This window comes from Nostoc sp. LEGE 12454, assembly GCF_056620565.1.
The window spans coordinates 183757-207059 of the sequence record NZ_JBWQXL010000012.1 but is presented as its reverse complement, the minus strand read 5'-3'; the positions used below and the strand labels follow the sequence as shown (position 1 = coordinate 207059).

Below are 23303 nucleotides of genomic sequence, written 5' to 3'. Positions count from 1 at the left end.
AAACCTGGAGTTTCATTTGTTTGATACGGGGCACTTTGCTCTGGAAGAAGATGGGGACGCGATCGCAGACTATATTCGTCGCTTTATGACCACTCACGTTGTAGATAATACCAAGCTAACCCCTAGTAATAAATAGTTTTGGCTGAGAAATGATGTCGGTAAAAAGTGATTGTGATTTTATAATTACTGCTTATCAAGCAGCAGTGTTAAATCAATTAACTTAACATCTCAACAGATTGTTTACAATTTCTTAAAGGAGAATGTCATGGTTGCTCAAGTAAACTCGCAAGCAGTAAAAATTCTTGAAGTTGCCGACGATCCACGTCTTTCCAAAGGAACAAAGGAATTTTTGAAAGTGCTGAATTCAGGGGGTGTGGCGTTGGAGAAACTCACTGCACTCGAAGCACGTCAAGTCCTTGTAGATGCACAGGCTTCTGTTTCAGTACACCTTTCAGGTATTGAAGAGTCCCAAAAGACGATTACTGCTGACGGTTATTCAATTACCCTCAATATTGTACGACCTGAAGGGGTCAAAGGCACATTACCTGTTTTCATCATTCATGGTGGTGGTTGGGTGCTGGGTGATTACCCAACACACAAGCGCATGGTTCGCGATCTGGTTGTACTTTCAGGGTTTGCAGGTGTCTTTGTCAACTACACTCGCACGCCAGATGCTCAGTACCCACAGGCGATCGATGAGATTTATGCTGCAACCAAATGGGTTGCCGAGCATGGTGAGGAGATTGGGGTGGATGGCAAGAATCTGGCAGTCGTTGGCAACAGTGTCGGCGGTAACATGACAACTGTCACTGCTTTGAAGGCGAAAGAAAAAGGAGGGCCACACATCAAGCTGCAAATCCTAATGTGGCCCATTGTAGATGCTGATTTTGAAACGAATTCTTATCATCAATTTGGCGATCGGCGTTTTTTGACTGTACCAACGATGAAGTGGATGTATGACATGTACATCGCTGATCCAGAAAAGCGCAAAGACATTTATGCTTCTCCCCTACAGGCGACGGTTGAGCAACTCAGAGGCTTGCCTCCGGCGTTAATTGTGGTTGCAGAGAGCGATATCTTGCATGACGAAGGCACAGCCTACGGACGCAAGCTCGATGAAGCTGGGGTAGAAGCGACAACGGTGCAGTACAACGGCATGATTCATGACTTTGGACTGCTCAATGGTTTAGCCGAACTGCCAGAAGTCCGCTCTCTGTTTGTTCAAGCTGCTGCCCAATTGAAGAAATATCTGCAATAGGATGCAGAGAGGGAGACGCAAAGAGGGGAAGACACGATGACGCAAAGAGCTAAAAAATTGATTAAGAGTCTCTGCGTCTCCCCTATCTCCGGATTTTCTTGTCATTCTCGATGAGGTAATTTCAATAGCGCATATTTGAAGGAGGTACTGTATGAGACGGATCGCTTTATTACTAGTTGCAGTTGTAATGGTGGCCAGCGTGGTTATCTGCGTGGTTCCCCCCTCTCGCTACGCTGATGGAGCGGCCGCCCCAATCTTCGGAGGCAAAATCCCCCCTGGATACCGCGACTGGACGTTGATCTCTGTAGCCCGCGAAAAAGGCGACCTCAACGATATACGCGCCAAATTGGGCAACGATGTAGCGATCAAGGCATACCGGGAACGGAAGCTTCCGTTCCCGGACGGCACAATCATTGCCCGGCTCGCCTGGAGTTACGTCCCATCGGAGGAAAACAACAGAGCCTTTGGCCGCCTCCAATCTTACGTAGCTGGGCCGCCCAAGGAGGGGGTTCAGTTTATGGTCAAGGACTCAATAAAATACGCCTCGACCGGCGGCTGGGGGTTCGCTCAATTTAACGACGGCAAACCCGCCGACGTAGCGGTACACAGCTGCTTTTCCTGCCATGTGAGCGTCAAAGCTCGCGACTTTGCCTTTACGCATTACGCGCCTTGAATGCCGAAGGTGCGTTAGCCAACATCGTGAGTTTCAGCAAGTTTTGTGACACCGAGATGTCAGGCAGCACATCCGAAGCTAACCTCCTGCCAGTAGCGCTGGTAGTCCATCGGCTTGGAGAAACATGAATGTCCGAAGAAGTCAACGATCAAACTAAAGAGATTAACAAATGTCTGAAAGAATCAACTATCATCGCCGTCGCTTTTGGGCACTGCGTTCCGCCCGATCGCCTCATCCACCAATTCAATGAACAAATCCCATGCTCAAAGCAATTAAACACAACCGCCGCCGCTTTTTGGGAACGGCGGCAGCAAGCATTTTCACAGAAATGGCACTCATGGGTACTGCACACGCAAGCTTCGACAAGCCCAAACGATCTGAATTGAGGTTTACTCCCATCAAGCAGATCAAAGCGGGTGTCCTCGACATCGGTTACTACGAAGCAGGACCGAGCGATGGCTCTCCGGTGTTGCTGCTGCATGGGTTCCCGTATTCCATCGATAGCTACATTGATGTTGCACCAATGCTTGCTGCACGCGGATGTCGGGTGATTGTTCCCTACCTGCGGGGACATGGATCAACCCGTTTTCTCGACAGCGCCACACCACGCTCTGGGCAGCAAGCCGCCATCGGTGTTGATGCGATCGCCTTGATGGATGCATTGCAGCTGAACCGTGCTGTGCTTGCTGGTTATGACTGGGGTGGACGAGCTGCTTGTGTTGTTGCGGCTCTCTGGCCTGAACGATGCACAGGTCTGGTGTCCGTCAATAGCTACCTGATCCAGGATATTGCCAAAGCAAGGCTGCCACTTTCACCCGCGATCGAATCTGGTATCTGGTACCAATACTATTTCCAAACCGAGCGCGGACGCGCCGGACTGACGGCTAACAGACGTGAGATTGCGAGGATTCTCTGGACTCGTAATTCGCCGAACTGGCACTTTGACGAGGCAACGCTCGATCGACACGCCAGCGCCTTCGACAACCCCGATTATGTGGAGGTCGTCATTCATTCCTACCGCCATCGCCTTGGACTTGCTGCCGGCTATCCCATGTATGAGGAGCTTGAGCAGCGACTTGCCGCGCAACCGACCATTACAGTGCCGACGATCACGCTGGACGGGAACGCAGATGGTGTCGTGCCAGCAACCGATGGAAAATCGACGGCAGCGAAGTTTAGCGGCGAACGTCAGCATCGGGTCATTCCAAACGTCGGTCATAACCTGCCCCAGGAAGATCCGAAAGCATTCGCAACTGCGGTCTGGGAACTTGCATCAAAGAAACGTTAATGGCTTCTCTGGAGCGATAACACTGCGCCGTTTCACCTTTAAATGGATCGTAATATCAAACTACTCTCAGGTAATTACCTGCTATGAACAGCCACACACCGAGCGCTAGGGACATTATCGGATCATCACCGTTGATTGCGATCGAAAACGAAGCACCACCCAAGCTGATTGTCGATCCACCGCTTCCCGAACCACTCGCCCAGGGTCACGTCTTCATCCAGTACCGGACGGAGAATTTGCGTGTGTTGCCGGTGTTCGGCAAAAGTGCCCTCGAAGTATCGCCGCGCATCGGTCATATCCACATCACCGTTGACGACGCGCCGTGGCACTTTGTAGATTCCAGTGGGGAAACGATCATCCTGGTCGGACTGGAACCTGGCGTACACAAGGTGCTGATCGAACTAGCTGACCCCACGCACAAAGTAATCACTAGCGAAACTGTGGAGTTCACGCTGCCCGATCCTAAGAAATCATCATGAAAAAACTAGAGGGAAAAATCGCAGTTGTGACGGGGGCATCTAACTGCTTTTGAGGTAATTCAGCCGCCACGCGACTTACAGCCGAATTCAGAATCCAAAAGTAAAACAGGGTTTATACCTGGCTTTGGGACTTAGTTTGTGTCTTTACCAAATTGAAATATGCTGTAATTTTAATCCAATCATGCTGAAGCGATCGCCATTTTACACTGCCTATGACCAACGCCGAAAATCTTCTACTACTCCTGCCGCCTTTCAATAATGAATCCGCCATCCAAAAAGTCAGAATCGCAGAAGATGCTTGGAACACACGTAACCCTGAACTAGTAGCACTTGCTTACACATCGGATAGCGTTTGGCGCAACCGCTCAGAATTTCTATCTGGTCGTGAAGCGATCGCACAATTCTTGACACATAAGTGGCTTAAAGAATTGGACTACCGTCTGATCAAGGAGCTTTGGGCTTTTCAAGACAACCGCATTGCTGTCCGATTTGCTTACGAATGGCATGATGATTCCGGCAACTGGTTTCGCTCTTACGGCAATGAGAATTGGGAGTTTGATGAACATGGATTCATGCGATCGCGTATTGCCAGCATCAATGACCTGCCAATTTACCAAAGCGATCGCAAATACCACTGGATACTAGGTCGTCGTCCTGACGATCATCCAGGATTGTCAGACCTCAATCTTTGAAAAGCCCAACTACCATATCACCCAGTTTTTATCCTAGAAGAAGTCCACTGCTATGAATGCAAACAACGGCATCATTAGCCAGCTCAGTCAATATTCAGTGCCTGTAACCATTGATCGATTAGAAGCCATTCTTAAAGTAAAAGGCATCACCATTTTTGCCCACATCGATCAACAGGCTGAAGCCGAAAAAGTCGGACTAAGCCTGTGTCCTACACAATTGTTGCTGTTTGGCAACCCGAAAGCCGGAACTTCCCTGATGGTGGCAGAACCAACGATCGCCCTGGATTTACCCCTGAAAGTACTGGCATGGGAAGCGACTGACGGCAAGGTGTGGGTGAGTTACAACGATCCTAATTACTTAAAACAGCGATTTTCTCTCTCCGATGAGTTGGTGAAAAATATCGCTATCATTGCACCTTTAATCTATCAAGCACTTAGTTCCGCCGATCGCCAATAAGTTGCAGAATTAGCACGCGATCGCACCTTGGCGTTTTTGAAACAGCATTTAGGCAGTGGTGTCAAAGTTTGAAACAGGGCGACTACTGCCAGATCATTCGCCCACCGCGATCGCTCTGGCAACCAAGATATTCTGATTCTGAATCATTGGGAAAACGCTGCATATCGCGGGTGGTTTTTAAGAAAGAGAACGGTGAAAATCAACAAGCAACGAGAAAAAGCATGAACATCAACAAGAATGACACCGCAGTAGTTGTCATCGATCCGCAAAACGATGTCTTGAGCGAAAAAGGGGTTTCCTGGGATTTGGTGGGTGAGAGTGTTAAGGATAACAAGACCATCGAAAACATTGAGCGAATCTTCAAAGCCGCGAAGCAGAATGGATTTGAAGTTTTTATCTCCCCTCACTATTACTACCCCACCGACTATAGTTGGAAATTTGCTGGAAACCTAGAGCAAATGATGCTTGAGGTTAAGGAGTTCGATCGCCGTGGTGCGTTGAGCCTTGATGGATTCCTGGGATCGGGTGCTGACTGGCTCGATCGCTATAAGCCCTTCATTGAGGATGGCTTGACAATTGTGGCCAGTCCTCATAAAGTCTATGGGCCGCAAACCAACGATCTCGTTTTGCAACTGCGTAAACGCAAGATCAGCAAAGTTATTCTACTTGGAATGTTGGCGAATCTTTGTGTTGAAGCTCACCTACGCGAATTGCTTGAGCAGGGATTTGAGGTTCTTGTTGTTAAGGATGCAACAGCAGCTCCTCGGCATCCGGAATTGGGTGACGGCTACAAGGCAGCACTGATCAACTTTGGCTATATTGCCAATGCAGTCCTTTCTACAGATGAAGTTGTAGCAGCAATCAAGTAATGTCAAACTCATCAATTTTACAAAACTTATGAAAATATCCGCGTTACTCCTGGCTCTGCCAATCAGTATCTTAGCTAATTTTTCCTTAAGAGCTTCTGCTGACTCTACTGCTGGCCTCATCCTGAGTACAAAATGCCAGGGTCGGTACAACATCAATATTTGGCAGAATTATAATTCCGGTGAATTGCTCTATCGCGCGACCAGTCCCAACGGTAATTTAAGTTTGGGCAAAGGAACTAGCCAAGCGACAGAAGGTGTTCGAGTGTATAAGTTTCGGAGTGGAATTTATGAATATTGGGTGTGGGATGGCACGTTGGATAACCCGCAGTCTGGAACTTTAGAGGTGTATAAAAACAACCGTATCTTGATGAAGCAAGCTTGTAGAAAAAGTTGAATCCTAAGCACGGGTGTCATGAACTTTTTGGAAAATCAGCTAGGGCAAGCATCTTGAGTTACGCTCGCCAAATACGTTATCGCTAAAACCCTCTTAGTCAACCAGTTTTTTCTAAAATTCATAACAAACAACTTCTAGAAATCGTATTCACCCGATCAAACCCAAAGGATATGGAAGTGGACACTCAACACTATGACGACATTATTATCGGCGGCGGCAAGGCGGGTAAAACACTTGCACCGGCGTTAGTCGCTGACGGACGTAAAACCGCTCTGGTTGAACGCAGCTTAAACATGATTGGTGGCGGGTGCATTAATATTGCCTGCATTCCTACTAAAACTATGGTGGCGAGTGCCAATGTAGCAAACACAGTGCGAAAAAGTACCGCTTATGGGCTTAAAACCAATACACCCAGCGTTAATTTAGCAGAGGTGATCCAACGAAAACGATCGGTTGTGCAAGGGATGCGTGAAATGAACTTGCACAATTTAGAAACTGCTTTGGGTCACGAACTGATCATTGGTACAGCCCGCTTTGTTGCTCCCAAAACGATTGAAGTGACGACGACTGAGGGGAACAATCGCTTACTTACCGCCGAACGCTTATTTATTAATACAGGCACACGACCGTTAATTCCATCTGTACCCGGACTCACAGAAGTTGAGTTTTTAACGAGTGAGTCGATTATGGAGCTAGAATATTTGCCTGAGCACCTGATAGTTCTCGGTAGTGGCTATATTGGTTTAGAGTTTGCCCAGATGTTTCGGCGCTTTGGCTCTGGCGTTACTGTCATTGGGCAAAGTGAGCAAATCCTGTCACAGCAAGATCCAGATATAGCGATCGCAGTTCAAACACTGCTAGAACAAGATGGTATTGAATTCTTGCTGAAGGCGAAGGTGTTAAGGATCGATCGCACTGATAATGAAACCATCCTACAAATCCAAGTTGGCGATCGTGAAATCACCCTTAAAGGGTCGCATTTGCTCGTCGCCGTTGGTCGTGCGCCCAATATCGAGAGCTTAAATTTAGCTGCTGCTGGTGTGGCAACCAATACACGCGGATTTATTCAAGTCAACGATCGCTTAGAGACAAATGTACCCGGAATTTGGGCGTTAGGCGACATCAACGGCGGCCCGCAATACACTCATATATCGCTCGATGATTATCGCATTATCAAAGCTAATTTAATTAATGGGGGCAACCGTAGTACACGGGATCGCCTGGTTCCATCGTGTCTTTTCATCGATCCAGAACTGGCTCATGTGGGTTTAACCGAAACTGAAGCACAGCAACAAGGATATGCCATCCGCGTGGCGAAAATCGATGTGTCAGCCGTTCCCAGAGCAAGAACACTCGGTCAAACCGATGGACTGCTAAAGGCGATCGTGGATGCAGATACAGGTCGTATACTAGGGTGTTCCCTGTTGTGTCATGAAGCAGGTGAAGTGATTTCAACGGTGCAGATGGTGATGCAAGCTCAGATGCCCTACACCGTTCTGCGCGATGGTATTTTGACTCATCCCACGATGACCGAAGGGTTAAATATATTGTTTTCCAAGTTGTAAGAAGACAGCAATTGCAGACCCAAGGATTTACCAAACAAACGACATTTCACTCTTGAAAAAAGTAGATATAGCATCATGAGTAAAACATCTAAAGTCGGTATTATTGGTGCAGGTAATGTAGGTGCAGACGTTGCAAATGCTTTAGTTTTACTCGGTAGATGTGTAAGGGTTGTCCTTTTTGACCGAACTTTATCAAAAGCTGAAGGACAAGTATGGGACATTGAAGACAGCATTCCCCTACTCAAAGAGATGGAAATTATACCATCAAACCAGTATGAAGATTTAGCTGATTCAGATATCATTATTGTGACTGCTGGGGTACAGCCAAAACTTGGACAGACCCGATTAGATACATTGAGCGACAATGCAGAGATTATACGTTTGGCAATCAAAGAATTGGATCGAGTTGCACCGAATTCAATCGTACTTATCATTAGCAATCCAGTGGATGTACTCACGCGGATTGCTCAAGCTACTTCCACCAGAGCAGAAAATCTAATTTTCGGTTCGGGAACTGTTCTTGATACTGCTAGACTGAGATATCAACTTGGAAAGCAACTGAATGTTGCAAAACAAGACATTCATGCTTATGTGATTGGAGAGCATGGAGACAGTCAATTTGTCGTTTGGTCTAGTGCATTTATTGGGGGAATTCTATTAACTGAATTTCCCATACCACAAGGGGCAACGCTAGAACAAATTCAGCAAGAGTACGCACAGTTAACTCGTAAACGAGGTCATAGCATTTTTGAACGCAAAGGAAATACAAGCTATGGTATATCAACAGTAGTTTGTCAGTTAGTTGATACCATCCTGCGAGATGAAAAGCAGATATTTCCAGTATCGGCTAGAGCAGATTCTAACTATGGAGTTGGCAGTGAAGTTGTTTTTGGACTTCCATGTATCATTGGCTCAACAGGTATTGAGCGCCAATTGCTGTTATCAAGAAATGCTCATGAACAACGCTTATTAGAAGAATCAGCCAACAAACTCAATGAAGCCTATAATTTTTTGCATAATTAAAATCAAATTGGAACCCTATTAAACAACATACTCGACATTACATCCCAATATGTTCTGGAAAAATGAACGATCGTTAGCTTAGTAATTTGCCCCGCAGCAAGAGCCGCACTGTCCCTAGAGCAATACTGCCGATCGCAATATTTGCGCCAATGAATAGCAGTAGTGCCAATTCTTGCATCACTCCAGTCATGCCGCGTTCAACAAGGCGCAAGGATGCCAGCGACAAGGCGGCAATGCCGAGGGTGAATGCCCAGTAGGTAGCTGTAAAGGGTTGTTGAAATAACCACGGTAGCAGCCGCAGTAGAATCAGTCCTTGAAACAGTCCATAGCCGAAGAGGAACTGAGCAAAGGCATCGGGCTGACCACTGGTGAGACTCAAATAAGCAACACAGCCAACAGCAGGGGGGGCAAGTTGAATGCCCAGCGTTGGACGTAGTGGTTTAGGCAACGCTTCTAACAAGTAGAGGCGCTGCATAATCATCGACTCCAGTGCTAGCCACGAAAACAGCCCTCCTCCAAAAAACAACGGGCCCCATTCTCGATAACCGAGGGTACTAGCAACGATCGCACTGACAAAACTACCCGCGACTGTAGAGAGGTAGAGAATGGGTGTAATTATTTCTGGCTTACGTCCTCCCATCCATAGCTGACCGGAACGATACACGCCAAAGCTTAACTGCCCAATTGCACCGACAACAAATAATGTGATGGCGATCGCACGAGAGTAGGGTGCGATCGCTAGCGCCACAAGTATCGTAGACACAGGCACTAAGCTGATAAAGCAACACAAAATAGGATGCTCAAATTCAGCTAAGGCATCTGCTCTCGCCCACAGCCATTTACCCACATAAAGCAGCAACAACACGAGCCAGATTGCAATTGTCAGCAACATAATTGCTTCGCTAATCCAGGTAGGCAAGTGCCAAAGTTTAGCAGCTACTCGCCAGCAACTACCTAATCCTGCCAAACCCAGAATCATGCCAAAAAAGGAAGCAGGAATGATGGCACGATAATCTTTCAATAGGGTAGGCTTTGGACGTGATTTTCTCATGATCTAGCTTTCCTGGCAGCAGTAGAGAGATGCAAGCGATGAAAAAAGTCAGGCATATTGGGGTAGGGAAGATTGCTTCAAGGTGAGGAGTCGGTTCGTAATAGATAGGACTTACGCACACTTTACGAACTCTCGGCGTTCTTGGCGTCTTCTCTACGAGACGCTGCGCGAAGGCGGTTCGACAAATTAAGCTTTTGGGCTATTTTTGCGTAAGTCCTATAGAGACAAAAAACCCAATTTTTAGGCTGTTTTGATAGACAAATTAGGTCAGTACAGGAGTGCGAATGGTCTCAGACTGTCCACTGTAAATATCCATGATTGTGTTGAGCAATCGCAGTGCATCTGGCTTGGAACGCTGGAAAGAATTGCGTCCGATTATCGAACCAAATCCATGTCCGGCATGAATGGCACGAACTTCATTGAGGAAAGCATCATCACTGTCGATCGGCCCACCCGAAAAAATGACAATCCGCCGTCCGTTAAACGCACATTGCACCACATGATGCACTCGTTCAGATAATGTTGCGATCGGAATTTGCTCTTGCTCATATACCTTGCGGGCTGCATCCTGTTCAACGTGTTCGTTGGGCAGTTTCACTTTGATGATGTGAGCGCCCAATTGAGCCGCAATCTGAGCCGCATAGCCAATCACATCGATCGCTGTCTCACCCACTTTACTTAAACCCGATCCCCGCGCATAAGACCAAATCATCACGACCAATCCATGCCGCTTTGCTACCTCGGCACAGGCTCGAATCTGCTGATACATCTCAAACCGATGGGCTGAACCTGGATAGATAGTGAAACCGATCCCCACACATCCTAACCTCAGCGCATCCTCCACGCTGCCAGTGAGTGCTTGCGTTGGATCTGACTCAGCTAGTAACATATCGCGATCGTTGGCTTTCAGAATTAGGGGAATTTCACCTGCAAATTCTCGCGCCCCCGCTTCCAAAAATCCTAACGGTGCGGCATAGGCATTGCATCCTGCTGCGATCGCTAACTCAAAATGATAGCGAGGATCGTAGGCTGGTGGATTGGGCGCAAAACTGCTAGCTGGCCCATGCTCAAAGCCTTGATCCACAGGCAGCATGACGACTTTGCCAGTTCCAGCTAGTTTGCCATGATTCAGCAACCGGGCTAAATTAGTTAACGTTCCGGGATTGTCGCTGCCATACCAACTGAGAATTTCTTTTACTCGATGAGTCATTGTGTTTCTCCTAAAATTATTGGTAAAACTTCTTTCCTTTGGGCTTACGACATATCTTGCCAACAGCGTCGGCAAAACCAATGCATCTGATGGTGACGAATGTGCCACAGGAGTAAACTAGTAGTCTGGCAAGTCAACTTTGCATGGTGGTTAGCAGAGGGGCAGAGGGGAAATAACTTGGTATAAGCGTCTCCTCTGCTCCCCTGCTCCCCTGCTTGCCACTACGCAAAGTTACCTTGGCAGACTACTAGAACAGCATAGACAGACTGTTTCATTCATTGCAGCGCTAAAGCGTTGATCGAAGACGCTTTTTGCGGATGTCTGCGGCATTGCTTCCTAAAATAAACTGTTCGACTGCATTGGCGAATTTTTCCTCTCCGTAAGCTAATCAGCATTTAAGTTGCATAATAAAAGCAGGGCTGAAGCCCTTACTACGAGCGAATCATTCTAGAAAAATGAATGACGATTAGCTTAGGATGTCGTTACGAACTGAGCTTGCTTTTGCACCATAGTTATTGTTTCATCAGAAGTCTGGCAATAATTTCGTAGCAATAACCACCGAGCAGTACACCGGCTGCTCCAATTAACCCCATAAGTGGAGGAACAGGTGCGGGTAGCTTTGTCGCCATAAACACCACACCGATAATCCAGCCACCTAATAGAGATAAACCTGCTTGTTTGAAATCCATTACAATTGCCCCTGCTTTCAACTCCCACCGTTTCCGCCATAGTAATCTGCACGTAGTCGATATTATTACGATTCCAGATAGGCTCAAACAGTCCATTCCCAAAGCGAAACACCATAATATTCTAGACAGTTTCTTTGCCCAGGTAGTTATCGATACGGTAAATTTGGCTTTCCTTCAGTACGCAACTGATATTTTAATTTAGGGTGCGAGCAGAATTTAGATGGCGTCCAAATGGTTTTTCAATAATGACGCGCCGCCATTGTTCGTCTTCTTCCTTAACCATTCCAGCCGAACCGAGTTGCGCGATGATGTTGCAAAAGGTTCAGCTGGATGAACCGAGCTTTCAACTTGAGACTGAGGTGCAGTGGCGATCGTCATGATTTTATTTCCGCCTGTTGTTCTACGTGTCCGCCAAACTGGAAACGCATGGCAGACAACAGCTTATCCGCAAAATCATTTTCGCCGCGTGAGCTAAACCGTTGATACAAGGCTGCGCTGAGTACAGGGACAGGAGTACCTTCGTCAATGGCGGCTGCGATCGTCCAGCGTCCTTCGCCTGAATCAGACACGCGCCCCCCAAAGCCTGATAGGTCTGGTTGTTCCAGGAGGGCGATCGCAGTTAGATCCAGTAGCCAGGAGGCAATTACACTGCCCCGTCGCCAAACTTCGGCAATATCAGGCAGATTAAAGTCATACTGATAATGTTCAGGATTGCGGAGGGGGGCCGTTTCAGCATTAGCCACACGGTTTTGCTTACCCACATTGGCGTGATGCAAGATATTCAATCCTTCTGCGTAGGCTGCCATCAAGCCATATTCGATGCCATTATGCACCATCTTGACAAAATGCCCCGCCCCATTCGATCCGCAGTGCAGATAGCCTTCTTCAGCCGTACCGCCTACCTTTTCCCGTCCAGCAGTACGCGGAATATCACCCCGTCCGGGAGCTAATGATTTAAAAATGGGATCGAGATACTGAACCGCCATCTCAGATCCACCAATCATCATGCAATAACCCCGCTCTAAACCCCATACTCCGCCACTGGTTCCCACATCTAAGTAGTGAATGCCCTTTTGCATCAGATCGTTTGCCCGTCGAATATCGTCAATGTAGTAAGAGTTGCCGCCATCAATTAAGATATCGCCGGAATCCAGTTTTGCAGCCAGTTCCTTCACCATCTTCTCGGTTGGTTCTCCGGCTGGCACCATCAACCAAATCGCACGAGGTTTATCGAGCTTCTGGACAAAATCATCCAAGCTGTAAGTGCCGATCGCCCCTTCTGATGTAAGCAGTTTCACTTTGTCAGGTGTGCGATTGAACACCACACATTCATGGTTGTTTTGCAGCAGTCGCCGAACAATGTTCGCACCCATACGTCCCAGACCAATCACTCCCATCTGCATAATTTTTCTCCAATGTAATTCTCGTTTGCATAGAGTCGGTTCTGATTAGAGATAAGATTCTGGTTCATTAACAGAACAGCAATATTTCATCTTTCCTGCTCAAGTACATCACCTGTGCAAAAGGGAGGCGATGGGCTTAAGCCTCGCCAGAAGCGATCGCAACTCCGTTCGATGTATTGTTTTATCGATTATCGATTGATTTCTCAAATGTATATAATTGTGAGTGACCCGTTCTAGTTGGGGCTGAGATGACAAATCGACTCACCCCTTGCTCCCACTTTGCGGTTGCATCAACGGTATAAGGACTAGCGGTGCCAAACTGGTTAAGGCTGCTGGGTGGAGGGGTGAAAACCAGATGAAACTTACTTCCGCGATGATAACCGCTAATTTGAGCAAAGTTCTCACCATCATTAGACTTCAAACTTCCGTACAGTTTGCCGGCAGGATCGATAAATACGAGTATCTGCCCCTGAGAACCGACAGTACGGAAGGTTCCCGTCCAACTGCCCCGATAGGAAAGTACATAGTCTTGAGAGGGATTTGGTTGAGCTTGGCTGACTGTAAACGCGAAGAGCGGCTGCGAGTGTAGCAGTCCAATCATGCCAATCGTTAAGATTCCACCAACTAATCGTTTTGTTGTTCGTGTCTTCATCAGAAAAATGGGTAGAAACGCCGTCATAAAGGACGGCTTTACATGGAATGTGGTAAAAAGTTTTTGCTTGGCGGCGGTGAGGGGGTTGTCCACTCTAATCCAGTGGCATACACAGATGGATGAGCGATCGCTCTCGTTGTTCAACCGAAGAGAGAGGCTATTTTGCGATGGTTTCTGGCTTTATCTTGGGTCTGTGATAGCGATGGAAAGTTTCTTCCTTCAGCCATTCTGTGGTTGCCTTAAAGTCATGCAGTGGGGTGGGCAGCATTTCCAAATACGCTGCACTGCGAATTAGATCGCCAAGTTTGCCAGTTATCTGCACTTTGTGAAACAAGCTTGCTACCCCATTTCCTAAACCCAATTTCATTAGCGTACCCCGAAGATTCACATGGGCTGGGCTAGGGGATGCTCCTTTAGCAAGGGCAATCAAATTGTGGGCAATGCTCGCACCTTGCTGATATGCCACCTGCGCTAGAGCTGGTAAGAGTTGTGGCTGCACGTCCGCGCAATCGCCTGCGGCAAACACTTCTGGAAAATCCAGCAGTTGCAGAGTTGAGTTGACAAGCGGTAGCCCATGCTTATCCAGGTGATCTGCGGGAATTTGGGACTTGAGATTTTGGATGAGTGGGTTCACGGCAGTCCCGGCTGTCCAGATAGTGGTTTGAGTCAACAGCGTTTTTATCTCAGTGCTGTTGGCAGGTTGATACTCCAGGTAGTCTTTATTAACAGCTTTCACCCCTACGCCTAATATCAACTCAACAGGTACTGTTCGAGTTCTGAAAGCTTGGAGAGCCTCTTCCTGCAAACCCGTGTTGACATCGCCTGCGAGAATCGTCTTGCCATGATTGATTAAGACAATGCGAATCTGACGAATATCGCCGCCGAGTTGGGCGTACCAGTTGGGCAACAAATCTGCCAGGGTTGCCGCCATTTCTACCCCTGTCGGGCCTGCGCCAACGACAGCAAACGTGAGGAGCGATCGCCGTTGTGTTTCGTCATCCGTTTGGCTAGCACGTTGCAAACATTCTCGTAACTGGTGTTCCAGAGCGATCGCGTTCTCTTGTGTCCGAAATGCGAATGCGTTTTTTTGTGCGCCCTCTGTTCCTAAATAACCCTGAATACTGCCAACAGCTAAGACTAGATGATCGTAGATATAATCTGAGCCAGAAGCTAACTTAAGACGTTTTTCTTGCAGGTTGATCGCCACTACTTTGTCCTGTACAAAGTTGATATCACTGCCTTGCAGCAATTCTTTATAAGTCGGACAAACGGTATCTTCTGAAAATTCACCTGTCAATAGTTCATACAACATTGGCTTGAAGACAAACCGTTCTTGTGGATCGATCAAAATGATCGAGCGCAAGTCTTGCTGATGACGCAGATGCAAGGCTGTAAAAAGACCTGCAAAGCCTGCTCCGATAATCACTGTGGGGCGAGAAGAATTCATTTTAGGAAGTGGTTAATAAACAGCAGCAAGCAATTTAACCAACGGCTTAACAATGTCGCTCTCTTTGCTCAATTAAAGATGGATAAGCAATCAACTACGATCGCCACAGATAGCAACATTATTTGAACTCATCCCCGTCGTAAACGGTCGGGGATTCTGAAGTAATAAGTAATAAGTGGATCAGAAACGGATATTTACTCATTACTCGTTACTCATTACTCATTACTTAATATTTACCCTACTCTTGAACGAGGCAGAAAAACTAGTCCAAACGAATTACTAGATGGGAAAAGCCTTCATTTGCACAGGCGGTTTCTGCTTTCACATGAGATGGAAAAATGTTCACAGCTTCGTATTTGTCTGACATAGATTTGACTCTAACTCTCGCTCAGTCAACGTTTCAATAGTAAGGATTTGGCTGTATTCCGGTTCTATGGCTCGAATTGCAATTGTTTCAGCGTGGTTGCTGCCATCAGCTTGAACAGGATTTGCTTGTTGAAGCAATCTAGCGACTTCTTGGGCGACAGCAGTGAGTGCATGATTAATAGGAGAATTTCCAAAAAAGTTACTCTGAGGTGGAACTTTGGAATACTCAAAATCATCTTCAACTCGTAATGGCATACGTGTCATAAAATTATCCTCAACGAAATATTGATTGAGATTACTGACTCAATTAATAAATGATCCAAGCTGTTTGAAATACTGAGAAATTATTCTGTTGCTAGAAGACCATGAATAAGAATCAATAACACAATTGATCTGACGATGACGTAAAGCCGATCGTGCTGTTGCCAAAACGCGAACATTGATGCGAGCAATGTACACTTTTTTAGATATATCAGGCAGGAATTGGGAAATATCAGGTCACGGTCAAACCTCACTGATACTGTATGTTCAACATCAGCGTTGAGCATACAACCCTCTTCTTACTCTCTTTGTGTCAAGTAAACTGAAATATTGCAACTAAATTACTCTCAATAATTGCCTGAGTTAAATATATGCAATTAACTCTAACTTGTCGTCCACTCAAAGTTGAGACTTTTGTACAATACAATGATTGATGAATCAGTCCATATATCAATGTAAGGTTAGCTCCAACTAAGGTTGGAATCTAAATTCATACTAAAGTTCAATACCTTAGCCAATTTACGAGGGTTCAACGCCTGTGGAAAGGGAATGGATACGTCCCAAAGAAGTGAGCTTGGCAAAAATTTGGGCTAATAAAATAGGCTCTAAGACTAATTCCTAGATGTGGACAGTACATCATTGAAGTAGTTTATGAGTTGGAGGCAACACCACAACAATTAAACCCAGATTGGGTAGCAGGCATTGATATTGGGTTAGACAACTTAGCGGCGTTACCCAATGCATCCTTGAAGCGCCCCGGTCAAATTTACTACTACACTGTGGACATCTACCGTTTCTTTTCAGTATTAACTCTAGTCTAAAAGTATTTATTCTAACTAGCTACTGAAACCTCTGTTTTAGCGATCGCTCGTTTCTTGGCCGACTTCAGAAAATCGCGTTGTTCCCACCCAACTTAGTTATGGCGTATCTTTTTGTTGCTTTCACTACTGTGCTTTTTGATTTACTTGTAACCAAATTTCTAAACTAGCAAGCAACCACAGCTTTACTCCATACCGACTCCAAGTATCTCCTTGATAGTTTAACCAATTACGAATTGGCAACTGGTTTAAGTAAGGAGTAATACATGCATTTCGATTGAGCAATAAATCTCTGGCTTCTTGCTGCCAATATTTCCGAAATCCTAACTGCACCGGAACCATCATGCCACTTTTGGGACGATGAATAATTGTGTCTGGTAAAATATCTGCGCTCGCTTGCTTTAAAACTGCTTTTTCTTCCACTCCAGAAAGCTTATACTCTGGAGGGATCTCCATGCTTAAGTCTACTATTCGTTGGTCAAACAGAGGAGAACGACCTTGCAAAAGAGCAGCTTGAGTCAAGTTACTGACTTTCGTCAAAATTTGGTCAGCACCTTTAAATTTGATATTCATTGCCATCAAACGATTCAGATAGTTTGCTTGGGAATATAAATCTTCTGCAAAAATCCAAGGTGCTGTTTGTACTGCTGTCCAAACTTCTGGTTTTAAAAGTTGCGGTAAGTCAACAGCGCACTTTTGGAAGGATATTAAATAAGCTTGCAATGCATCCTGATTGGTGACAGAGCCATATAAACTATTAATTAACATCGGCTGATTTTTTGGCCCGCCAAAACAAGGGTCGCCACCTTCACCATTTAAAACTACTTCTACGCTTTCTCTCGCCAGTCGTCCCAGCAGCAGGTTAGGAACAGTTAGTGGGTCGCCAATGGGGTCATCTAAATAAGCCATTGCTTCCGGCAGACGTGACCACATATCCTTAAAAGTAATTTCTAAAATGTGGTGCTGCGTCTGACAATGGGATGCAACGAGACTGGAAAATTCTAACTCATTGGGACATTCCGAACCAAAATGAATCGAGAAAGTGTGGACTGGTGCTTTGTGGAATTTTGCTACTAAAGCAGTGATACTGCTAGAATCCAAACCACCAGAAAGAAAAACGCCAACGGGTTCATCTGCTGGTGGTAAATATTCTTGAACAACTAGCTCTAGGAGTTCTCGCAAGCGATCGCCATGCCATGCTAAGGATCGATCTATTGCTGTAATCTGTTCTTGAAGCTGCCAATAAGCTGTAACTTTGCGGTCGGGAAATTCTAAAACGGTTCCAGGTCGCAGTTCTCGCACTTGTTCCCAAAGGGTTCGTTCGCCGGGAACAAAGGCACAACAAAGATAATCTCGCAACGCCACTAAATCTAAATCGGATGAACGATGGGGTGCTAAAGTTCTCAGTTGAGGCGCAATCCAACGAACTGAACCAGTAGTAGTGTAATAGAGAGTGCGAACACCGATGCGATCGCGAACCAATCTCAACACCTGTTTCTCTCTATCCCAAACCACTAGCGCAAACATCCCCACAAGTTGGCTAAGACTTTCATTGCCCCATCGTTCCCAAAGATTGGCCAGCAGTTGCAGAGAACTTCCTTGAAAGCTATCTGGTTCAATTCCCAACTTTTGCAGCAACTGCACTCGGTTAGTTAACCAAACATCACCAACAACAACAAATCGTCCTCTAGAACTGATTGCTAATTTCTCCGTCGGAAATTCTGAAGTTGTGGGTGGTAAAATTACAACAATTTTTTCATCTCGCCAAGCTATATTTTCATAGTTTGCATCAACTGTTCCCCATGCTACGCGCCAGGTTGGGTTAGTTTTGATGAATTTGATTTTAGGAGATTTACGATTTTTAAACGCATCAAACAGCATGGGAAATTTTCAACGCATAATCCAACCTTTTTAAACGCAGGTTCCAACTGAGCCTCCTGCCTCCTGCCTCCTGCCCCCTGCCTCCTTATAAAGATCCAGCAATCATCCCAGCAAGTAAAATAAAACCAATCCACACGTTTTGCTGGAACATCTTACCATAAGCAGAATTAGGTAAGTGTGGCTCTCTTAATCGCAGAGACTGCCAAACCCAGCCGATAGTAGCAACTGCAAGGCTAATCCAGAAGGCTAAGTGCAGATGTATAACTACGCCTAACCAAGACAATAACAAAATTGTGCCAGCAAAGAAAATTCCAATGGCTAGAGGGGCATAATTACCAAAAAATAGGGCGCTAGAATTAACACCAATGCGGCGATCGTCTTCCTTGTCGCTCATGGCGTAAACTGTATCAAATCCCAATGTCCACAGTACTGTCGCGCCCCAAAGCAACCAAGTTGGTTGAGAAATGCTTTGCGTTACTGCACTCCAGCTAATCAATACCCCAAAACCCCAAGCGATGGAAAGCACCAGTTGCGGTACGGGAAACACCCGTTTTGCACCTGGATAAAGCAAAATTACAGGCACTGCTGCCACGCATAACCAGAAACTCAGGGGGTTAAGATAAAAGGCCAAGACTGCTGCACACGCTAAAGAGACGATCGCAACTACAATCCCAACTTTCACAGATAAGGCGCGAGAAGCGAGGGGGCGATCGCGTGTTCTCTCCACTTCTGGATCGATATCCCGATCCCACAAATCGTTGACAACACACCCAGTCGCACTCGTGGCTAGAGTACCCAATATAATCACACCAACCAGAGGTAAAGGCGGTTTTCCTGAAGCTGCCAAAAACACAGCCCAAAGGGCAGGAATCATTAAAATTAACCGCCCTTCTGGTTTATGCCAGCGTAATAGCCGGATAATTACAAGCCAAATTGGTGACTGGGGGCGTTCTGGCGTCGTTAACATAGAAATCAACAAATAACTTTAGAGAGATGAATTCACACTTCTTTACATCTATAGAATAACGTTATTTGTTATTTGTAAAAACATAACCCAAAGTGACAACTTTAAATATCTTTAAATAGTCACTCAGGTTATAAATAGTAGGGTAAATAGACATAGCTCAGTTACCCTCGATCAAGCTGAGTGGCGAATGCTGAGTATTTTTTAATTTACTCAATATTCAGTACTGGCTCAAGGCCCTGCTACCGCTAACAGCACTCAGTCTGAGCAAGTGTGTTGTCATAAATATCAGTGCTAGCTACCCCGACGTATCACCGTTTGCCATCATTTCTTAATAAAGAGAGAAAACTAGATGCTGAATTTAGTTTCTAGCTGGGAGAGTATTCCTACTCAACCATCTAAGCAACATCGGATTATTGCTGCCATTGACCTGGGAACAAATTCTCTACACATGGTAGTAGTCAAGATTGACCCCACACTACCAGCTTTCAGCATTATTGCTAAAGAAAAGGAAACTGTGAGGCTTGGCGATCGCAATCTTACCACTGGAGAACTCAAACCAGAGATCGTTAAAAAGGCGATCGCGGCTTTAGGACGCTTTCAAGAAGTTGCCAAAACTATCAACGCTGAAACAATCATCGCTGTAGCAACTAGTGCTGTGCGAGAAGCGCCCAATGGTAAAGATTTTTTGCACACAATAGAAACGGAGTTGGGTTTAAGCGTTAACTTGATTTCTGGTCAAGAAGAAGCGCGGCGAATTTATCTTGGTGTGCTGTCGGGGATGGAATTTAACAACCAGCCCCACATGATTATTGATATTGGTGGTGGTTCCACAGAATTGATTTTAGGCGATAGTCATCAAGCCCGGACTCTCACCAGTACCAAAGTTGGTGCAGTGCGACTCACTAGCGAGTTAATCACTACTGACCCCATCAGCAACACTGAGTTCCAGTATCTGCAAGCTTATGCACACGGGATGTTGGAACGTTCTGTAGAAGAAATCTTAGCAAACCTAGAGTCTGGGGAATCTCCGCGTTTGGTGGGTACGGCGGGCACAATTGAAACCCTAGCGATGATTCATGCACGGGAAAAGTCGGGTGTCATTCCTTCCACTCTCAATGGCTACCAATTTAGTCTTCAAGACTTGCAAGAGTTGGTAAATCGCTTGCGGAAACTGAGTAATTCCGAAAGGGCTGAAATTCCTGGTATGCCAGAGAAGCGCCCTGAAGTTATCCTCGCTGGCGCAGTCATATTACAAGAAGCAATGACCCTTTTAGGTAGTGAATCGATTACAGTTTGTGAGCGTTCTCTGAGAGAAGGCGTAATCGTAGACTGGATGCTAACCCACGGTTTAATTGAAGATAAGCTGCGCTACCAAAGTTCAGTTCGGGAACGGAATGTTCTCAAACTGGCGGATAAATACCACATCAACTTAGAATACAGCGATCGCGTGGCAAAATTTGCCGAGAGTTTATTTGACCAAACTCAAGGTACTCTACATCATTGGGGAACTGACGAGCGACAAATGCTGTGGGCAGCGGCAATATTACACAATTGCGGTCATTATATTAGCCATTCGTCTCACCACAAGCACTCTTACTATTTAATTCGCAATGGAGAATTACTCGGTTATACAGAAACCGAGATTGAAATCATTGCCAATTTAGCGCGTTATCATCGCAAATCGCCGCCCAAGAAAAAACATGAAAACTACCAAAGTTTGCTGACTAAACAACAGCGACAAATTGTTAGTCAATTAAGTGCAATTTTAAGATTGGCAGTAGCATTAGATAGACGACAAATTGGTGCGGTTGCTCAAGTACAATGTGAGTATTATTCACAACTTCATCAAGTCAATCTGCTAATTTTCCCCACTCAATTGGATGATGATTGTGATTTAGAACTTTGGAGCTTAAATTATAAAAAAGGAGTGTTTGAGGAAGAATTTGGAGTGAAATTAGTAGCAAGTTTAGAAAAGTCTAGTATTCCTAACTTGTCTTAGAAATTAGGGTGCGTTAACTACTGTAACGCACCTGCACATAGCTTATAAGGCTTGCGATCGCTAATCAGCTTGAGAAGTTAGTCTCAGTATAAAAGTTTAAGGTAAAACTCAGAAAAATTTATTTATTAAATAAATTTTTAGGAAGGTATGATTAACAAGTAACATTCTATTATATAATAAAAATCTTAATTAAATTTGTAACCTGCATTAGGTTAAAATATGCATCTAATTTTGACATCCAACTTAAGGACGAATTTATAACTGTCCCAAGAAGCATTTAAAAACAAAAAATAGTAATTAGAATAGAGTTAACAATCTATTAAATGTAGGTTATGTTGCTAGTGGATATCTAAGCCGGGAAACTTAGATATCCTTATATAAAATTTCACTAGTTTAATAAGTAATCATGCAGACATAGTATTGAGGGCTGCAAAAGAAACTTGCGCAGAAGCTTAGAAAGAAGTAGGGGCTTTTGGCCTTGCGCCCCTACGACAGGTGTGGTTCAAATAGATGAAAACTGCTGTAGCTGTTGTTTGCGCTCTGAAGTTATTCAGGCACCTGATATCTTGCACTCTTGCACTGGAAGTCGCGGCTACACAGGCAAAACCCGCACAACTCTTGGAGACGCTGCGCGTAGCTTGCTTCCCCGGAGGGGTACGACATGGTTCGACTCCGCTCACCAGCCGCTCAGTGACCACCTGCGCGGGTTGAAAACCTTGATTTTGCATTAGTCCGCGTGGTGCGCAAAGCGTGATAGGCGGACTTTGTTTGTATAGCCGCGATTTCTAATCGCCAGGGCTAGGTGCAAGATATGAGGCACTGCGATCGCCTAATACAGTTTTTGGAGGGTTAATAACATGACTTAGTATAACTTTTAACTGTATCCATATCGAAAGCTAAAGGAGCTGAAACCTATCCAGGCTTATTGGTTGTGTGATTGCACTGAATAAATTTACTAACTAGTGCTTTTTAGCTTGATTAGATAGATAATAAAACTAAGTATGAGAAAAATAGAGAACTCACATTTAAGGAGCTTTAATGACTAGACCTATTAGGAGTGCTGTAAATTCATTAGTAGCAAACTTCTCGCGACGAAATGCACTTTTGTGGCTTGGAGGTAGTGGAATAACTACCGCCTTGATGGTGGGAACACAAAAGGAAGTGAGCGCTAAAGACAACAAAGAGTTGAAATTGGTGAACCCACCAACATTATATAATGCACCCCAAAATGGCTATAGCCATATAGCTGTGACACCATCAAGGGCGAGAACCGTCTATATTTCTGGTCAATTTGGTTCCGATTTACAAGGGAATCTTGTCTCCAATGAATTTGAAAAGCAGTTAATACAGGCTTTTAAAAACCTCCGTTATGCCTTAGCAGCCGTTGGGGCACAACCACAAGATGTTGCAAAAACTACTATTCTTATAGTGGATCACAACCAAAATAAATTGATCCCATTAGGACGTGAAATTATAAATTTATGGGGTAATCAACCACCAGCAAACACTCTTATTCCCGTTCCTAGACTTGCACTTGACGGTATGTTGTTTGAAATTGATGCTTATGCGGTAATTCCAGATAACCGTAGTTGAGGACTGGTTATAACATAACCCTATCTAATAACAGTTGGCGGGGTAATAAACTTCCGCTACTGTCAATCAATAATAGTCTCTTCTATTTGAGTAGGTAATTGCCTTTAGTCAGACTACGAAACTTAACTAAAAATCCCAGCAGGTACTAGTAGTTTGCTCTTGTTAACTTGGTTCTTTAAAGTTAAAAGGGAAAAGGTTAAAAACTTTCACCTTTTCCCTTTTAATCTTTCCCTAGCCTTTACAAGCATATTTTTGAGTTAAAAAATTC

Annotated in this window: 23 protein-coding genes and 1 pseudogene; 14 read left to right on the top strand and 10 right to left on the bottom strand. The window is 45.2% G+C overall.

All coding sequences use genetic code 11. The features are described from left to right. Positions 1-265 precede the first annotated feature (265 nt). The 11 genes from AC1F2U_RS16105 to AC1F2U_RS16055 all read left to right on the top strand — a co-directional run bounded on the left by AC1F2U_RS16105 (position 266) and on the right by AC1F2U_RS16055 (position 8698). The gene (locus AC1F2U_RS16105) at positions 266-1258 is read left to right on the top strand and encodes an alpha/beta hydrolase (RefSeq protein WP_480262002.1); all 993 of its coding nucleotides are present in this window, start codon (positions 266-268) and stop codon (positions 1256-1258) included. Positions 1259-1409: 151 nt separating this feature from the next. Next, positions 1410-1931: a cytochrome P460 family protein gene (locus AC1F2U_RS16100; RefSeq protein WP_480262001.1), complete on the top strand. Its 522-nt coding sequence runs from the start codon at positions 1410-1412 to the stop codon at positions 1929-1931. Between the two features lie 128 nt (positions 1932-2059). Next, a complete protein-coding gene (locus tag AC1F2U_RS16095) occupies positions 2060-2317 on the top strand; it encodes a hypothetical protein (protein ID WP_480262000.1) in 258 nt (85 codons plus the stop codon). Further along, complete coding sequence (locus tag AC1F2U_RS16090; RefSeq protein ID WP_480261999.1) at positions 2269-3219, top strand: alpha/beta fold hydrolase; 951 nt, start codon at positions 2269-2271, stop codon at positions 3217-3219. Before AC1F2U_RS16095 ends, AC1F2U_RS16090 begins: the two co-directional genes overlap by 49 nt. Before the next feature lie 83 nt (positions 3220-3302). Continuing rightward, entirely contained in the window at positions 3303-3698 is a 396-nt protein-coding gene (locus tag AC1F2U_RS16085; RefSeq protein ID WP_480261998.1) for a DUF6130 family protein, read from the top strand. A gap of 212 nt (positions 3699-3910) precedes the next feature. Further along, the gene (locus AC1F2U_RS16080; protein ID WP_480261997.1) at positions 3911-4390 is read left to right on the top strand and encodes a nuclear transport factor 2 family protein; all 480 of its coding nucleotides are present in this window, start codon (positions 3911-3913) and stop codon (positions 4388-4390) included. 52 nt (positions 4391-4442) lie between these two features. Further along, positions 4443-4847: a DUF302 domain-containing protein gene (locus AC1F2U_RS16075; RefSeq protein ID WP_480261996.1), complete on the top strand. Its 405-nt coding sequence runs from the start codon at positions 4443-4445 to the stop codon at positions 4845-4847. Between the two features lie 68 nt (positions 4848-4915). Further along, the gene (locus tag AC1F2U_RS16070) at positions 4916-5716 is read left to right on the top strand and encodes a cysteine hydrolase family protein (RefSeq protein WP_480261995.1); all 801 of its coding nucleotides are present in this window, start codon (positions 4916-4918) and stop codon (positions 5714-5716) included. A 28-nt stretch (positions 5717-5744) separates the two neighbouring features. Next, complete coding sequence (locus AC1F2U_RS16065) at positions 5745-6110, top strand: hypothetical protein (RefSeq protein WP_480261994.1); 366 nt, start codon at positions 5745-5747, stop codon at positions 6108-6110. A gap of 170 nt (positions 6111-6280) precedes the next feature. Then, the gene (locus AC1F2U_RS16060; RefSeq protein WP_480261993.1) at positions 6281-7675 is read left to right on the top strand and encodes a mercuric reductase; all 1395 of its coding nucleotides are present in this window, start codon (positions 6281-6283) and stop codon (positions 7673-7675) included. Between the two features lie 75 nt (positions 7676-7750). Then, entirely contained in the window at positions 7751-8698 is a 948-nt protein-coding gene (locus AC1F2U_RS16055; protein ID WP_480261992.1) for an L-lactate dehydrogenase, read from the top strand. A 73-nt stretch (positions 8699-8771) separates the two neighbouring features. Here AC1F2U_RS16055 and tehA read toward each other — a convergent pair whose 3' ends face one another. From tehA to AC1F2U_RS16015, 8 genes and pseudogenes are all read right to left on the bottom strand, one after another. After that, entirely contained in the window at positions 8772-9749 is a 978-nt protein-coding gene (tehA, locus tag AC1F2U_RS16050) for a dicarboxylate transporter/tellurite-resistance protein TehA (RefSeq protein ID WP_480261991.1), read from the bottom strand. Positions 9750-10011: 262 nt separating this feature from the next. Then, entirely contained in the window at positions 10012-10959 is a 948-nt protein-coding gene (locus AC1F2U_RS16045) for a class I fructose-bisphosphate aldolase (protein ID WP_480261990.1), read from the bottom strand. Between the two features lie 512 nt (positions 10960-11471). Next, positions 11472-11648 (bottom strand): DUF1427 family protein, encoded by a 177-nt coding sequence (locus AC1F2U_RS16040; protein WP_099102416.1) that lies wholly within the window; start codon positions 11646-11648, stop codon positions 11472-11474. A 10-nt stretch (positions 11649-11658) separates the two neighbouring features. Further along, positions 11659-11967: pseudogene (locus AC1F2U_RS16035) on the bottom strand (glucose-6-phosphate dehydrogenase); the annotation flags it as partial. 55 nt (positions 11968-12022) lie between these two features. Continuing rightward, a complete protein-coding gene (gene gnd, locus AC1F2U_RS16030) occupies positions 12023-13051 on the bottom strand; it encodes a phosphogluconate dehydrogenase (NAD(+)-dependent, decarboxylating) (RefSeq protein WP_480261989.1) in 1029 nt (342 codons plus the stop codon). A gap of 181 nt (positions 13052-13232) precedes the next feature. Further along, on the bottom strand, positions 13233-13703 hold the full coding sequence (locus AC1F2U_RS16025; protein ID WP_480261988.1) for a hypothetical protein: 471 nt from the start codon (positions 13701-13703) through the stop codon (positions 13233-13235). Positions 13704-13860: 157 nt separating this feature from the next. Next, entirely contained in the window at positions 13861-15150 is a 1290-nt protein-coding gene (locus AC1F2U_RS16020; RefSeq protein WP_480261987.1) for an NAD(P)/FAD-dependent oxidoreductase, read from the bottom strand. Between the two features lie 342 nt (positions 15151-15492). Continuing rightward, positions 15493-15780: a hypothetical protein gene (locus tag AC1F2U_RS16015; RefSeq protein WP_480261986.1), complete on the bottom strand. Its 288-nt coding sequence runs from the start codon at positions 15778-15780 to the stop codon at positions 15493-15495. A 653-nt stretch (positions 15781-16433) separates the two neighbouring features. On the opposite strand from AC1F2U_RS16015, the gene AC1F2U_RS16010 reads away from it, so the two are divergent. Then, on the top strand, positions 16434-16598 hold the full coding sequence (locus AC1F2U_RS16010) for a hypothetical protein (protein ID WP_480261985.1): 165 nt from the start codon (positions 16434-16436) through the stop codon (positions 16596-16598). 123 nt (positions 16599-16721) lie between these two features. Here AC1F2U_RS16010 and AC1F2U_RS16005 read toward each other — a convergent pair whose 3' ends face one another. Together AC1F2U_RS16005 and AC1F2U_RS16000 are read right to left on the bottom strand one after the other, a co-directional pair. Then, positions 16722-18476 (bottom strand): asparagine synthetase B family protein, encoded by a 1755-nt coding sequence (locus AC1F2U_RS16005; RefSeq protein WP_480261984.1) that lies wholly within the window; start codon positions 18474-18476, stop codon positions 16722-16724. Between the two features lie 85 nt (positions 18477-18561). Next, positions 18562-19443 (bottom strand): 4-hydroxybenzoate solanesyltransferase, encoded by an 882-nt coding sequence (locus AC1F2U_RS16000; protein ID WP_480261983.1) that lies wholly within the window; start codon positions 19441-19443, stop codon positions 18562-18564. A 349-nt stretch (positions 19444-19792) separates the two neighbouring features. Here AC1F2U_RS16000 and AC1F2U_RS15995 point away from each other — a divergent pair, with 349 nt between their 5' ends. Together AC1F2U_RS15995 and AC1F2U_RS15990 are read left to right on the top strand one after the other, a co-directional pair. After that, the gene (locus AC1F2U_RS15995) at positions 19793-21442 is read left to right on the top strand and encodes a Ppx/GppA phosphatase family protein (RefSeq protein ID WP_480261982.1); all 1650 of its coding nucleotides are present in this window, start codon (positions 19793-19795) and stop codon (positions 21440-21442) included. 1038 nt (positions 21443-22480) lie between these two features. Continuing rightward, on the top strand, positions 22481-23035 hold the full coding sequence (locus tag AC1F2U_RS15990; protein ID WP_480261981.1) for a RidA family protein: 555 nt from the start codon (positions 22481-22483) through the stop codon (positions 23033-23035). The last annotated feature ends 268 nt before the right edge of the window (positions 23036-23303 follow it).